This window comes from Kitasatospora sp. NPDC098652 (assembly GCF_044760155.1).
Classification (GTDB): domain Bacteria; phylum Actinomycetota; class Actinomycetes; order Streptomycetales; family Streptomycetaceae; genus Kitasatospora.
Genome location: NZ_JBIWAQ010000001.1, coordinates 182,073 through 194,955, shown reverse-complemented (window position 1 = coordinate 194,955; position 12,883 = coordinate 182,073). Strand labels below are relative to the sequence as shown.

The following is a 12,883-nucleotide window of genomic DNA, read 5'->3' as shown; positions in this document are numbered from 1 at the left end:
GGCTCGGCTGCCGAGCCCGGCGGGAGCCTACCCGGGGCGGTGCGGGAGGGTGCGCGGGGCCCGGGGGCGGTCGGCCCGGGGCACGGCGGCCGTGCCGAGGGCGAGCCAGCCGGCGGCGAGCAGCCAGCCGCCGAGGACGTCCAGGGGCCAGTGCACGCCGAGGTAGATCCGGCTGAGGCCGACGGCCGCCGCGAACAGCAGGGCGCCCGCGACGGCGGCCCGGGCGGCGGCCGGGCGGGCGCGGGTCACGGCGAGGGCGAGCAGGCCGGCGCAGAGTACGGAGCTGAAGGAGTGACCGGAGGGGAAGGAGAAGCCGGACGCGGCGGTGGCCCAGTCGGCGTGCGGCGGGCGGGGGCGGGCACAGGCCTCCATCAGGCCGTAGCGCACCAGTTGCCCGGCGATCAGCCAGAGCGCCGGGGCGAGGAGCAGCAGGGCGGCCCGGCGGGTGGGGCGCGGGGCGGGCAGGGCCCGGACGGCGACGGCGCCGGCGGCCAGGGCGAGGAGGTAGGGCGCCGCGCCGGTGCCGAGCGAGGTGACCACCTCGGCGGCCGTCCGGGCGGCGGCCGGCCGGTGGGCGGCGCTCCAGTCGGAGGCGTCCCGCTCGAAGCCGTACGGTGCCCAGCCGTGCGCGGCCAGCAGGGCCGCCAGGGCTCCGAACAGCAGCAGTGCGACGGCGGCCGCGGCCGCCCACCGGCGGGGCCGGGCGTTCGGCGGGTGGTCCATCGTGGCGGGCGCCCTTCCTCGGGAGACGGGGTGCGGGTTGGCGCCCCCGTGGCCGGGGCGGTCAGCCCGTTGCCATCGGACGGTACATGCCGACCGAGTCGTGGGTCGCGGTGTCCTTGAAGCCGAACCGCTCGTAGAGGAGGCGTGCGGGCCCGTCCGCGATCAGCGAGACGTAGGCGGTGGCGGGTGCCCGGCGGTCCAGTTCCTCGGTGAGGGCGGCCATGATGCGCTTGCCCAGGCCGCGGCCCTGGTGGGCCGGATGGACGCAGATGTCGACGATCTGGAACGCGGTGCCGCCGTCGCCGATGATCCGGCCCATGCCGATCGGCTCGCCCTCGTGGTGCAGGACCACGCCGTACCAGGTGTTGGGCAGGCCGATCGCGACGTCCTCGGGGGCCCGGTCGGAGAGGCCCGCGTCGGTGCGCAGGCGGCGGAAGACCTCGACGGTGGGGACGCCCGGGCGCAGCTCGTAAGGGTCATTCATGCTTGTCATGCATTACATCGTACAGGTCGGGTGGGACGGATCCCGCGCCCGGCGCGCAGGCCCGAATCCTCCGGTCCGCCGCCATCCGTCCGTACGGCGATCATCCTTGACGGAGCGTCGGCGGGTGGTGGAAAGCCCGGATCCGCACCCCGGAGACCCCGGGGGGGGAGGTGCCCGGAGGCGGCCGGAGGTCCCGCCGTACCATGTCCGACCTGTGGGTTTCGTCGGGGTGTGGAGGGGGCGGGCGGGTGGCCAGGGTCGAGTGGGCCGGTGGGCTGGGACGGCTGGTGGGGGCGGCGGCCGGGCTGGGGGAGGCGGGCCGGCAGGCGGTGCTGCGCGGCGGACGGTCCGCGGCGGGCGGGCGGTGGGCGCTGGCGGCCCTGGGCTCGGTGGCCCCGCCGCCGGTGCCGGCCACCGAGCCGTGGAAGCTGTCGCTGGGCACGCTGATCGGCCGTCACCCCCGTACCCCGGCCGTGGTGCACAAGCTGCTCGGGCTGCTCGACGGCTACGGCGCGGTGCACCTGGGGCCGGTGCGGGTCGGTTTCGACGGTGAGGAGGTCGAGTGGGACAAGGTCGTCGAGATCCGGACTCGCAACGCCTTCGAGGTGTTGACCACCAGCGCCCTGGAACAGGACGTGGACCGCATCCGCGAGTTCCTCCCGCCGGTGCCCGGGCGCAAGTGGGCGGTCACCAAGGCGGGTGAGGCGCTGGCCACGGTCGTCCTGGCGGCGCTCGAACGCGGCTCGGTCGACCAGCGGCTGGACGAGCTGACCGTTCCGGCCCAGATCGTCCACCGCGGCCTGCTCGGCCGGCCGCGCACCCTGGACGCGGGCTGCTTCGCGGCCGCCGTGCTGGTGATCGTCGGACAGGCGGGGGAGAGCCTGATCGCGACCGCCCGGCAGCGGGGCATCCCGGTCCGGCCCGCCGAGGCGGCGACCGAGGCCGACCGGGCGGAGCACGTCGCGGTGCTGCGCGAGCGCACCGACGCCGTCGCCCGGCTGCTGGGCCGGATCGAGCGGAGCGACCCGGAGCGGCCCGAGCAGTTGGAGCGGTCGGAGCGGGCCGAGCAGCCGGAGCAGTCGGGGGAACTGCCGGCGGTCTCCCTGGACAAGGCCCCGCCCGCCGCGGCCCCGGGCCCGGCCGGGCCGGAACCTCATCCGGCGGGATGATCCGATTGTCGGACGGCGTTGCGAGGACGATGGGGGAGCAGCCGGAGGCGGCGGACGTGACGGCAGTGACCGGAACGGTGTTCCGGGGTGAGGAGCTGCCCGCGAGCGAACGCTTCGACTGCTGGCGGGAGTTGCTGGAACGGACCCGGGCCTGCGAGGCGACCAGCGCCCATGCCGGCGACTTCCGGGCCGAGCTGCGGCGGGCCGAGCTGGGCGAGGTGGTCCTGCTCGGGACGTCGTTCCCGTCGGTGCGCTTCCGGCGGACGGAGCGCATGGTGCGCCGGGCCGACACGGGGGTCTACCACCTGTCGTTCCTCCAGCAGGGCACCATGGCGCTGACCCGCGCGGCCGGCCGGACGGAGACGCTCGGGCCGGGCTCCCTGCACCTGGTGGACAGCTCGCACCCCTACGACCTGCGGACCTTCGGCGGCCCGACCGCCGGCGACACGGTCCCCCGGCTCTCCGGGGTCGGCATCGACTTCCCGGCCGAGCTGCTGCCGCTGCCGCCGCACCGGCTGCGCGACCTGCTCGGCCGCGCCTTCGACGCCCGGGAGGGCTCGGCGGCGCTGCTGTCGCAGTTCCTGGTCGGACTGGACCGGCAGGCGACGGCGCTGAGGCCGGCCGAGGCGGCCCGGCTGGGAACGATCGTGGTCGACCTGGTCGCCGCCTGGGTCGCCGGGGAACTGGAGGCCGAGGCGGCCGTACCGGAGGAGACCCGGCACCGGGCGCTGGCGGAGGCGGTGCGCGCCTTCGTCCGGCGCAACCTCGCCGACCCCGACCTCACCCCCGCGACGATCGCCGCCGCCCACCACGTCTCCGTCAGCCATCTGCACCGGGTCTTCACCCGGCACGCGCCGGACGCCGAGACCCTCGCCGCCTGGATCCGGGCCCAACGCCTGGAGCACGCCCGCCGCGACCTCGCCGACCCCGCCCGGCGCACCACGCCCGTCCACGCGGTGGCCGCCCGCTGGGGCTTCCCCCGCGCCGACGACTTCAGCCGCGCCTTCCGGGCCGCGTACGGGCACCCGCCCCGGGAACACCGCCGACGGGCGCTGGCCGAACGGGCGGCCGAGGGCGAGTGAGGCCGGGCGGGCCGGGTGCGGGCGGGTGCGAGCGCGGGCCTGGCCTGGTGAGCGGCGGCCCGGCGGTGCTACTCGGAGCGGGCGGCCCGCCGGGGTGCCCGGTGGTGGTGGCCGGAGGAGCCCTGGCCGTCACGGTCGGTGACGGTCCGGGCGCCGCCCCCGGCGCTCCGGGCACTGCCGCCGCCGCTCCGGCCACCACCGGAGCCGGAGCCGGAGGAGGGACGGCCGTACCGCCCGTGACCGGCCGACGGGCCGCGGCGCGGCCGCTCGACCACGGGATCGGGAACGGTGACGGGCACGCCGCTGGGCACCCGGGCCCCGGTGATCCGGGCCAGGTCCTCGTCACCGGCGGTGACCCTGGTGGTGACGGGCGTGATCCCGGCGGTGCTCATCATCCGGACCGCCCCGCGGCGCTGCTTGGGCAGCACCAGCGTGACGACGGTGCCGGACTCCCCGGCCCGGGCCGTGCGCCCGCCCCGGTGCAGGTAGTCCTTGTGGTCGGTCGGCGGTTCCAGATTGACGACGAGGTCGAGACCGTCGATGTGGATGCCCCGGGCGGCGACGTTGGTCGCGATCAGCGCGGTCACCTCGCCGGTGCGGAACTGCTCCAGGGTGCGGGTGCGCTGCGCCTGGAGCTTGCCGCCGTGCAGGGCCGCGGCCCTCACCCCGTTCGCCAGCAGCTCCTCCACCAGCCGGTCCGCGCCGTCCTTGGTCTCGGTGAACATGATCACCCGGCCGTCGCGGGAGGCGATGTGGGCGATCGTGGCGCCCTTGTCGTAGTTCTGCACGTGCAGCACGTGGTGCTCCATGGTGCCGACCGTCCCCTCGGCCGGGTCCACCGAGTGGGTGACCGGGTCCTCCAGGAAGCGGCGTACCAGGCCGTCGACGCCGCGGTCCAGGGTGGCGGAGAACAGCATCGTCTGCCCGGCCCGGTCCACCTGGTCGAGGAGCTCGGTGACCTGCGGCAGGAAGCCCATGTCGGCCATCTGGTCGGCCTCGTCGAGCACCGTGACGCCGACCTGGTCCAGTCGGCAGTCGCCGCGCAGGACGAGGTCCTTGAGCCGGCCGGGGGTGGCCACCACGATCTCCGCGCCCCGGTTCAGCGTCCAGGCCTGGCGGCTGAGCGACGTCCCGCCGACCACGGTCGCCGTGCGCAGCCGTACGGCGCGGGCGTACGGGGTGAGCGCCTCGGTGACCTGCTGGGCGAGTTCGCGGGTGGGGACCAGCACCAGGACCAGCGGGCAACGCGGCTCGGCCCGGCGCCCGGCGGTGCGGGCGAGCGCGGCGAGGCCGTACGCGAGGGTCTTGCCGGAGCCGGTGCGGCCCCGGCCGAGGACGTCCCGGCCGGCCAGCGAGCTGGGCAGCGTCGCGGCCTGGATCGGGAACGGCGTGGTGACGCCCTGACCGGTCAGCGTCGACAGCAGCGGCTGCGGCAGGTCCAGCTCGGTGAAGGACTCGACCGCCGGCAGCGCCGGGGTGCTGCTCGCCGGAAGCGCCGACTCGCCCGCTCCGGTGGGGCCTTGGGGCGTGTTCCGGCCGGCGGGGCGGCGGCCCCGGAAGGGCCGGCCGACGGAGTGGGAACCGTTGGTGGAGCCGATGTCCGAGTCTCGGTAGGAGGAGCGACCGGAACGGGTCATGCGGGAACCTTCCTCAGGGCGGCACGTCACGAGGAAGGCTCCGGTGGCGCGGGGCGCAGGGGAGACCGCAGGGAACGGGCCGGACGTGTGACGGGCGGAGCGGGGACGGTCGGACCGTGCGGGGTACGTCGCCGCAGTCGGCCCTCACCGCGGAGGGGCAGGCGCGCAGAACCTCGAACCGTGGGCGGTCGCGGCGGGGGAACGCAGAGGGGCCCGCACCGGGCATGTGCGCGGTGCGGACCCCTCACCACCAGGCAGGTACCCTGGCGGGTGAACTACAGCGGGCGAATGTTCTCGGCCTGCGGGCCCTTCTGGCCCTGCGTCACGTCGAACTCGACCTTCTGGCCCTCAAGCAGCTCACGGAAGCCATTGGCGTTGATGTTCGAGTAGTGGGCGAAGACGTCCGGGCCGCCACCCTCCTGCTCGATGAAGCCGAAGCCCTTCTCCGAGTTGAACCACTTCACAGTGCCATTAGCCATTAAAAGTCTCCTTCAAGGGACTGTCCGAAGCGCGCACGGTGCGGGCTTCGAGTCACCGCATGAAGTGCCCACCGGGGAAGAGCCGGGGAACGAAAAATGCGCCTGCAAGATCAGCAGGCGCACACAAAGTTCATGGGAACCACTACTGCAACTAAGTCGACTGTAGCAGGCCGCCGCCCGCGGTGTCGGCACTTTTCGCGACGACGTCGAAATCGTGACGTCGAAATGGGTCCGTACCCGTGGTGCTGCGGCGCATACTGAATGACAAATGACGAATTTTTCAGCAGGTCGCCGCCCCCTGCCCACCAGCCCCTTCAAGCCCCGGACCGAGGCGCCGCGCAAGCACTTCGCCGTCGGGGACCGGGTCACCCACGACGGGTTCGGCCTCGGCCGGGTCATCGCCGTCGAAGGTGACGGAGACATCGCGGTGCTCGTCGACTTCGGATCGCGCCAGGAACGCATCCCCCAGCCGTACACCGCGATGTTCCGGCTCTGACCCCGGCGCCCCGCCTCTGGAAGGGGTGACCGCCCGCGCGGGGCCCCCGCGCGGGCTCCCCGCACGGGGTCGGGGTCAGCTCGGGCGGCTGGCGGCCAGCAGGCCGTGCAGGAGCGGCAGCAGCTCCTCGGGGTCGGCCGCCGCGAGTTCGCTGAACGCCCCGCTGGAGCGGGCCAGCACGACCCCGGCGAAGGCGGCCGCGGCGAGTTCGGCCCGCAGCTGCGGCCGGTCCACCCGTTCGGCGGTGAAGCGCTCGCGCAGCGGGTCCACCACCCGCTCGTACAGGTAGGTGCGGGAGGCCTGCTGCACCTCGGTGTTGTCGCCGGGCAGCACCGCGGACTGGAAGGGCGGGCCGGGGCCGCGCTGAGTGAGCCGCACCAGCAGGGTGCGCAGCCGCTCCTCCTCCAGCAGGTCGGCCGGGGTCTCGTTGCCGAGTTCGAGCCGGACGGTGGCCAGGTAGAGCTGGGTCTTGCCGCCGAAGTACCGGGCGATCAACGCCGGGTCGACACCGGCCCGTTCGCCGATCTCCCGGGTGGTGGTGCGGTCGTAGCCGCGTTCGGCGAAGAGCTCCAGGGCCGCCTGGACCAGCAGTTCGCGGCTGCGGGCGGCGTCCCGGCGGCGCGGGGGCGCGGGCTCCGTACGGGCTTCGGCGCCCCCGGCCCGGTCGGGGCCGCCGGACGACGCGGTCACCGTTCGGCCCCCGCCCGCAGCACGGGTACCTCGCCCTCGCCGGCCACGGCGATGCTCTCTTCCACCATCAGCTCCTCGTCCACTCGCACCCCGTTTCGGGCGGCGGCCGCGGCACTGACCCGCGGCAGGACGATCGTAGTCAGACCGATCACCACCCAGACCGCACAGCCGATCAGCGCGGCGTCCCGGTAGCCGTTGTCCGCGGGCAGCAGCTGCCCGGGCGCGGTGTGCGCCTGGAGCACGGCGCCGCACAGCGCGCTGCCGGTGGAGTACCCGATGGTGCGCAGCAGTTGGTTGAAGCTGACCGCGCTGCCGACCTCCTGGGCGGGCACGGCGGCGACGATCAGACCCGGCATCACGGCGAAGGTGCAGCCCACCCCGAGCCCGGCGATCCCCATCACCACCAGGTGCTCCCACAAGTGGTCGCGGGCGAGGAGGAAGACCAGCATCGAGACGAGCGAGACACCGCAGCCGATCGGCAGGACGAGGGCGGAGGAGGTGCGCCGGGTGAGGACGGGCACCAGCCTGCTGGACAGCAGGCTGACCGCGGAGAAGGGCAGCAGCACCAGCCCGGCGACCACGACGGAGGCGCCCAGGCCGTAGCCGGTGCCGGTCGGGGTCTGGACGTAGCGGATCACCAGGGAGATCAGCAGGTACATCCCGACGCCCGCGACCAGGCCGGCCACGTCGGCGCTCAGCACCACGGGGTTGCGCAGGCTGCGCAGGTCGACCAGCGGGTGGGCGGTGCGCAGTTCGTGCCGGATCCAGGCGGTGAGCAGCAGCACCGACAGCGCGGCCACCGTCCACAGCCGGCCGGAGGCCCAGCCCCAGCTCTCGCCCTCGCTGAGCACCAGCAGCAGGCCGACCAGGGCGAGGCTGAGCAGGACGGTGCCGGGCACGTCGAGCGGGCGCCGTTCGCGGTGCTTCGCCGGGGGCAGCACCAGCACGGCCAGCAGCAGGGCCAGGCCGCTGATCACCGCGCCGAACCAGAAGCCCGCGTGGATGCCGAAGGACTGGGCGATCAGCCCGGTGATCGGGTAGCCCAGGCCGACGCCCGCCACGGTGGTGATGGACAGCAGTGCGACCGCCGAGCGGGAGGCCGCGGTGGGCAGGGCGTCCCGGGCGGTGGCGATGGCCAGCGGGGTGAGGCCGACGCCGACGCCCTGGAGCGCGCGGCCGGCGATCAGCCACCAGAAGCCGAGCGGCAGCGCGGCCAGCACGCTGCCGAGCACGACCACGGCGGCCGCCGCCAGGGTGACCGTACGGCGGTCCGGGCCGTCGCCGAGGCGGCCGAGCACCGGGGTGGCGATCGCGCCGACCAGCATGGTGATGGTCAGTGACCACTGGGCCTCGGCGAGCGAGACGTGGTCGACGGCGGCGATGGTCGGGATCATCGGGGCGCCGAGGCTGCTGATCACCGCCACCACGGCGCTGAGGAACACCAGGACGGGCACCAGGGCCCGCTCACGTCGCGTCGACCGGCCCGTCGGGGTCTCCATGGACGCGCCCTCCCTTGTCACAGATCGAGAGTCCGAACCGGGGAGCGGGACGCCGCCCCGGGCACCTCGGGGCACAGCTGACCGAGGGATGTCACCAGCCGATGTCATCAGCTGATGTCTTCACATGATGACATGGCTGGCGAGGGTTACGGGAGCGGGGTCCGAGCGGGCTCCGTGCCGGGGCCGTCCGGGTGATAGCCCGGTCGGTTCCGGGCGGCTTCACCGGGAGCGCTCCGTACGGGTGGTTGGCTGTCCGGCGGGCTGCGGCCGACCGGTCGTCGACGCCGAACGGAGCGTCGGCGCACGCCCGTTCCCTTCCCGGTGGCAGGCGGCCGACGAGCCGCGCCGCCCCGCGGATTCCCGGGCGACTGGAGGTGGTCGGTGGACACGGCGCACAACGGTGACGAACCGCCGGGGAAGCGGCCCCGACGGCTGGGCGCTGCGCTGGGCTCCCTCGGCCGAGCCGTCGGGCACGGCCGCGCCGTGGTCACCGCCCGGGTGTCCGGCTCGGCGGCGGCGCTCGCCGAGCGGCTCGGCCGCCTGCCCGCGCCGCCCGGACCGTTCCGGCCCCGGTTCTGGCGCAGCCCGATCCGCGGGCCCTGGCTGACCTCGGTGTTCGGGCTGGTGCTGCTGCTCGGGATCCCGGTGCTCTTCGTGACCGGCGCCCTCTCGTACGCCGCCTACAACCCCGACCTCGACCCGCTCAACGACCAGACGCCGGACAAGGGCGTGCTCGGCTTCTACCTGTTCGACTGGCCGACCGATCCGTCCTGGCTGTACCGGCTCACCCAGGGCGTGCACGTGACCCTCGGCGTCGTCCTGGTGCCGGTCCTGCTGGCCAAGCTGTGGTCGGTGATCCCCAAGCTGTTCGAGTGGCCGCCGGCGCGCAGCGCGGCCCACGCGCTGGAGCGGCTGTCGCTGCTGATGCTGGTCGGCGGCGCCGTCTTCGAGTTCGCCACCGGCATCCTCAACATCCAGCTGCACTACGTCTTCCCGGGCTCCTTCTACACCCTGCACTTCTACGGCGCGTGGGTGTTCATCGCCGCGTTCGCCGTCCACGTCGCGCTCCGGCTGGGCCGGATGGTCCGCGCCCTGCGGTCCCGCTCGCTGCTGGTGGAGCTGCGCACCGGCCGCACCGGCACCCGGCCCGAACCCCCGGACGCCGACGGGCTGGTGGCGCCCGAGCCCGCCCCGCCGACGATCGCCCGCCGCGGGGCGCTCGCGCTGGTCGGCTCCGGATCCCTGGCACTGCTGGTGGTCACCGCGGGGCAGAGCATCGGCGGCCGGCTGCGCGGCACCGCTCTGCTGGCGCCGCACAACCGGGACCGGGACTCCGGGCCGAACGGCTTCCAGGTCAACAAGACCGCGGCCGCCGTCGGCGTCACGGCCGCGATGGTCGGGCCGGACTGGCGGCTGGAGCTCCACGGCAGCGGGCCCGGCCGGGTGTTCACCAGGGAGCAGCTGCTCGCCCTGCCGCAGCGCTCCGCCCGGCTGCCGATCGCCTGCGTGGAGGGCTGGTCCACCGAGGACCAGCACTGGAGCGGGCTCCCGCTCGCCGACCTCGCCGCCCTGGCCGGACTGCCCGACGCCGCCAACGTCCTGGTGGAATCGGTCCAGCCGCCCGGCCCGTACACCTCCGTGGTGCTGCGGGGCAACCAGATCCGCGACCCCCGTTCGCTGCTCGCCCTGCGCGTCAACGGCGCCGAGCTCTCGCTCGACCACGGCTACCCCGCGCGGATCATCGTCCCGGCCAACCCCGGTGTGAACAACACCAAATGGGTCGGCCGCCTCACCTTCCGGACGGGGCCGGCATGACCGGGCCGAGGAACCGCCGGGCGGCCTTCACCCGCTGGTACGGCGCCGGACCGCTGCACCTGCTGGCGCTGCTCGCCTCCCTCGCCCTGACCGGCTACGCGGTCGAGCGGCTGGTGACGGTCCGGCCGCTCGCGGTGGCGGTCTGGTTCGTCGGCGCCGCCGTCGCCCACGACCTGATCCTGCTCCCGCTGTACTCGCTGGCCGACCTCTCGGCCCGGTCCGTGCTGCGCCACCGCGCCGTGCCGGCGCCGACGGTGGGCTGGATCAACTTCCTCCGGGTCCCGGCGTTCCTGTCCGGTCTGCTGCTGCTCGTCTGGTTCCCGCTGATCCTCGACCTCTCCGCGCCCTACCCGGGCGCCACCGGGCTCTCGGAGGGGGTCTACCTCGGCCGCTGGCTCGCCGCCACCGCCGCCCTGTTCGGGGCCTCCGCCCTCGCCCTCGCGGTCACGCTGCGCCGCGCCCGGCGCCGGGGCGCCCGCGACGTTCGGGAACCGTAAGGAGGCGCCTCGCCCGGCCCGTCCCGGTCCGCTCCTACATTGGTCGGGATCGGATTCCCGAGGAGAGGTTGACGAAGGTGACGGTGCATCAGGAGGGCCCCCGGGCCGAACTGGGCGTGATCGGCGGTTCGGGGTTGTACGCGCTGCTGGAGGAGGTGGCGGAGGTGCGGGTGGAGACGCCGTACGGTCCGCCGAGCGACGCGGTGTTCGTGGGGGAGGTGGCGGGGCGCCGGGTGGCGTTCCTGCCGCGGCACGGGCGGGGGCACGGGGTGCCGCCGCACCGAATCAACTACCGGGCGAACCTGTGGGCGCTGCACTCGCTGGGGGTGCGGCAGGTGCTGGGGCCGTGCGCGGTGGGCGGGCTGCGGGTGGAGTACGGGCCCGGCACGCTGCTGGTGCCGGACCAGTTCGTGGACCGGACCTCGGGCCGGGTGCAGACCTTCTACGACGGCCGGCCGTTGCCGGACGGCTCGGTGCCGGCGGTGGTGCACGTGTCGATGGCCGATCCGTACTGTCCGGCGGGGCGGGTGGCGGTGCTGGGGGCGGCGCGTTCGGCGGCGTGGGAGCCGGTGGACGGCGGCACGCTGGTGGTGATCGAGGGTCCGCGGTTCTCCACCCGGGCGGAGTCGCGCTGGTTCGCCGCCAACGGCTGGTCGGTGGTCGGGATGACCGGGCACCCCGAGGCCGTGCTGGCGCGTGAACTCGGGCTCTGCTACAGCTCGTTGGCGCTGGTCACCGACCACGACGCCGGGGTGGGGAGCGGCGAGGGGGTCACCCATGCCGAGGTGCTGGAGGTCTTCGCCGGGAACGTCGACCGGCTGCGCGCCGTCCTGTTCAAGGCTCTGGAGGCCCTGCCGGTCGAGCGGGACTGCCCCTGCCCGCACGCCCTGGACGGCCTGACCACCGGTCTGCCCGGTGTCCCCGGTGCCTGACCGCCCGGCGCTCACCCGGACCCTGCCCTGCGCCGCCGCCCTCGCCGCCCTGGTCGCCGCCCTCGCGGGCACCGTGACCGGTGGCGGCACGCTCGCCGACCGGGCGCCGCTGCACGACTGGTACGTCCTGGACGCCGCCCTCTTCGCCCTCGCCCTGCTCCTGCTGCGGCGGGTGCCGGAGCGCCGGGTGGCACCCCTCGTGCTGGTCGGGAGCGTGCTGGTCGCCGCCGTCGGGCTGCTCGCGCCGCCGCGCACCAGCGACGACGCCTACCGCTACGTGTGGGACGGGCGGGTCCAGGCCGCCGGCATCTCCCCGTACGCCCACGCCCCGGACGACCCGGCGCTGCTGCGGCTGCGCGACCCCGGCCTGTTCCCCGCCGGGAGTGACTGCACGGCCTGGGACGAACACCGGACCGCGGCCGGGGACTGCACCCGGATCAACCGGCCCGCCGTGCACACCATCTACCCGCCGGTCGCCGAGGCCTGGTTCCTCGCCGAGCACCCCTTCGGCGGCGGGGTGCGCGGCGTGCAGGTCGGCGGCGCCCTGCTGGCGGTCGCCACCACCGCCCTGCTGCTGCGGCGTGGTCGGCGGGCGGCGCTCTGGGGCTGGTGCCCGGGTGTGACGGTGTGGGCCGTCAACGACGCCCACGTCGACACCCTGGGCGCGCTGCTCATGGTGGCCGGGCTCGGCTGCGCCGCCCGCCGCCGGGCCGGGCCCGCCGGCGCCCTGCTCGGAGCGGCGGTCGCGACCAAGCTGCTGCCCGCCCTCGCCCTGCCAGGGGCGTTCTCGGGTCTGCTCGCCCGGCGGCCCGCCAAGCGCGACCTGGTGCTGCTCGCCGCGACCCTCGGCACCTTCGCCGTGGTCTACCTCCCGTACGTCGCGGCCTCCGGCGTCGGCGTCCTGGGCTACCTGCCCGGGTACCTCCGGGAGGAGGGCTACGAGCAGGGCCATCTGGAGCGCTTCGGCCTGGTGCGGGCGGTACTGCCGGACCGCTGGGCGCCGTGGGCGGCCGCGCTGGTGCTGGCCGCGGTGGTGCTGTGGGTGCTGCGCCGGGGCGACCCGGACCGCCCCTGGCGCGGCGCGCTGCTGGTCACCGGGACGGCCCTGCTGCTGGTCGCGCCCAGCTACCCCTGGTACGGGCTGCTGGTGGTGGCCCTGGTCGGGCTGGACGGGCGGTGGGAGTGGCTGGCCGTCCCGGCCGCCGGGCAGATGCTCTACCTGGTGGGCGGCGAGGACGCCCAACGCACCGCGTACGGCGCCGCGCTGGCCTGCGTACTGGCCGTCCCGGCGCTGCGCGCACTGGCCGGGGTGTTGGGGCCCGTCCTGGGATCGCGACCGGTGCGCGAGGGCGGGCCGGAGATGACGAAAGTCTGACGGGA

At 75.1% G+C, this 12,883-nt stretch carries 13 protein-coding genes; 7 read left to right on the top strand and 6 right to left on the bottom strand.

The genetic code is table 11. The annotated features are described in order from the left end of the window. Positions 1–27: 27 nt before the first annotated feature. Both ACIQWA_RS00830 and ACIQWA_RS00825 read right to left on the bottom strand, forming a co-directional pair. Entirely contained in the window at positions 28–723 is a 696-nt protein-coding gene (locus ACIQWA_RS00830; protein ID WP_402476402.1) for a phosphatase PAP2 family protein, read from the bottom strand. Between the two features lie 61 nt (positions 724–784). Continuing rightward, positions 785–1,216: a GNAT family N-acetyltransferase gene (locus ACIQWA_RS00825; RefSeq protein ID WP_402476399.1), complete on the bottom strand. Its 432-nt coding sequence runs from the start codon at positions 1,214–1,216 to the stop codon at positions 785–787. A gap of 239 nt (positions 1,217–1,455) precedes the next feature. Between ACIQWA_RS00825 and ACIQWA_RS00820 the strand changes: the two genes are divergently transcribed. After that, positions 1,456–2,376 (top strand): hypothetical protein, encoded by a 921-nt coding sequence (locus ACIQWA_RS00820; RefSeq protein WP_402476396.1) that lies wholly within the window; start codon positions 1,456–1,458, stop codon positions 2,374–2,376. A 65-nt stretch (positions 2,377–2,441) separates the two neighbouring features. After that, positions 2,442–3,458, top strand: coding sequence for an AraC family transcriptional regulator (locus ACIQWA_RS00815; protein ID WP_402477834.1), 1,017 nt, complete (start codon positions 2,442–2,444; stop codon positions 3,456–3,458). Between the two features lie 68 nt (positions 3,459–3,526). Here the strand turns inward: ACIQWA_RS00815 and ACIQWA_RS00810 are convergent, their stop codons facing one another. Further along, a complete protein-coding gene (locus ACIQWA_RS00810; RefSeq protein ID WP_402476394.1) occupies positions 3,527–5,095 on the bottom strand; it encodes a DEAD/DEAH box helicase in 1,569 nt (522 codons plus the stop codon). A 275-nt stretch (positions 5,096–5,370) separates the two neighbouring features. Then, entirely contained in the window at positions 5,371–5,574 is a 204-nt protein-coding gene (locus tag ACIQWA_RS00805; RefSeq protein ID WP_045694210.1) for a cold-shock protein, read from the bottom strand. A 268-nt stretch (positions 5,575–5,842) separates the two neighbouring features. Here ACIQWA_RS00805 and ACIQWA_RS00800 point away from each other — a divergent pair, with 268 nt between their 5' ends. Then, positions 5,843–6,070 (top strand): hypothetical protein, encoded by a 228-nt coding sequence (locus ACIQWA_RS00800; RefSeq protein WP_360235708.1) that lies wholly within the window; start codon positions 5,843–5,845, stop codon positions 6,068–6,070. Between the two features lie 75 nt (positions 6,071–6,145). On the opposite strand, the gene ACIQWA_RS00795 is transcribed toward ACIQWA_RS00800, so the two are convergent. Both ACIQWA_RS00795 and ACIQWA_RS00790 read right to left on the bottom strand, forming a co-directional pair. Continuing rightward, entirely contained in the window at positions 6,146–6,760 is a 615-nt protein-coding gene (locus ACIQWA_RS00795) for a helix-turn-helix domain-containing protein (RefSeq protein ID WP_402476391.1), read from the bottom strand. Then, on the bottom strand, positions 6,757–8,259 hold the full coding sequence (locus ACIQWA_RS00790) for an MFS transporter (protein ID WP_402476388.1): 1,503 nt from the start codon (positions 8,257–8,259) through the stop codon (positions 6,757–6,759). The genes ACIQWA_RS00795 and ACIQWA_RS00790 overlap by 4 nt, the downstream gene beginning before the upstream one ends. Positions 8,260–8,757: 498 nt before the next feature. On the opposite strand from ACIQWA_RS00790, the gene ACIQWA_RS00785 reads away from it, so the two are divergent. The 4 genes from ACIQWA_RS00785 (at position 8,758) to ACIQWA_RS00770 (ending at position 12,878) form a co-directional block, all read left to right on the top strand. After that, positions 8,758–10,074, top strand: coding sequence for a molybdopterin-dependent oxidoreductase (locus ACIQWA_RS00785; RefSeq protein WP_402477831.1), 1,317 nt, complete (start codon positions 8,758–8,760; stop codon positions 10,072–10,074). Continuing rightward, positions 10,071–10,571: a hypothetical protein gene (locus ACIQWA_RS00780; protein WP_360235717.1), complete on the top strand. Its 501-nt coding sequence runs from the start codon at positions 10,071–10,073 to the stop codon at positions 10,569–10,571. Before ACIQWA_RS00785 ends, ACIQWA_RS00780 begins: the two co-directional genes overlap by 4 nt. A gap of 83 nt (positions 10,572–10,654) precedes the next feature. Beyond that, positions 10,655–11,503, top strand: a complete 849-nt coding sequence (locus tag ACIQWA_RS00775; RefSeq protein ID WP_402477828.1) for an S-methyl-5'-thioadenosine phosphorylase — start codon at positions 10,655–10,657, stop codon at positions 11,501–11,503. Continuing rightward, the gene (locus ACIQWA_RS00770) at positions 11,496–12,878 is read left to right on the top strand and encodes a glycosyltransferase 87 family protein (RefSeq protein ID WP_402476384.1); all 1,383 of its coding nucleotides are present in this window, start codon (positions 11,496–11,498) and stop codon (positions 12,876–12,878) included. Before ACIQWA_RS00775 ends, ACIQWA_RS00770 begins: the two co-directional genes overlap by 8 nt. The last annotated feature ends 5 nt before the right edge of the window (positions 12,879–12,883 follow it).

Bases quoted from the DNA above. Each gene is read 5' to 3' on its own strand.
- ACIQWA_RS00830 (WP_402476402.1), bottom strand. From the start codon at position 723: ATGGACCACCCGCCGAACGCCCGGCCCCGCCGGTGGGCGGCCGCGGCC.
- ACIQWA_RS00825 (WP_402476399.1), bottom strand. From the start codon at position 1,216: ATGACAAGCATGAATGACCCTTACGAGCTGCGCCCGGGCGTCCCCACC.
- ACIQWA_RS00810 (WP_402476394.1), bottom strand. From the start codon at position 5,095: ATGACCCGTTCCGGTCGCTCCTCCTACCGAGACTCGGACATCGGCTCC.
- ACIQWA_RS00805 (WP_045694210.1), bottom strand. From the start codon at position 5,574: ATGGCTAATGGCACTGTGAAGTGGTTCAACTCGGAGAAGGGCTTCGGC.
- ACIQWA_RS00800 (WP_360235708.1), top strand. From the start codon at position 5,843: ATGACGAATTTTTCAGCAGGTCGCCGCCCCCTGCCCACCAGCCCCTTC.
- ACIQWA_RS00790 (WP_402476388.1), bottom strand. From the start codon at position 8,259: ATGGAGACCCCGACGGGCCGGTCGACGCGACGTGAGCGGGCCCTGGTG.
- ACIQWA_RS00780 (WP_360235717.1), top strand. From the start codon at position 10,071: ATGACCGGGCCGAGGAACCGCCGGGCGGCCTTCACCCGCTGGTACGGC.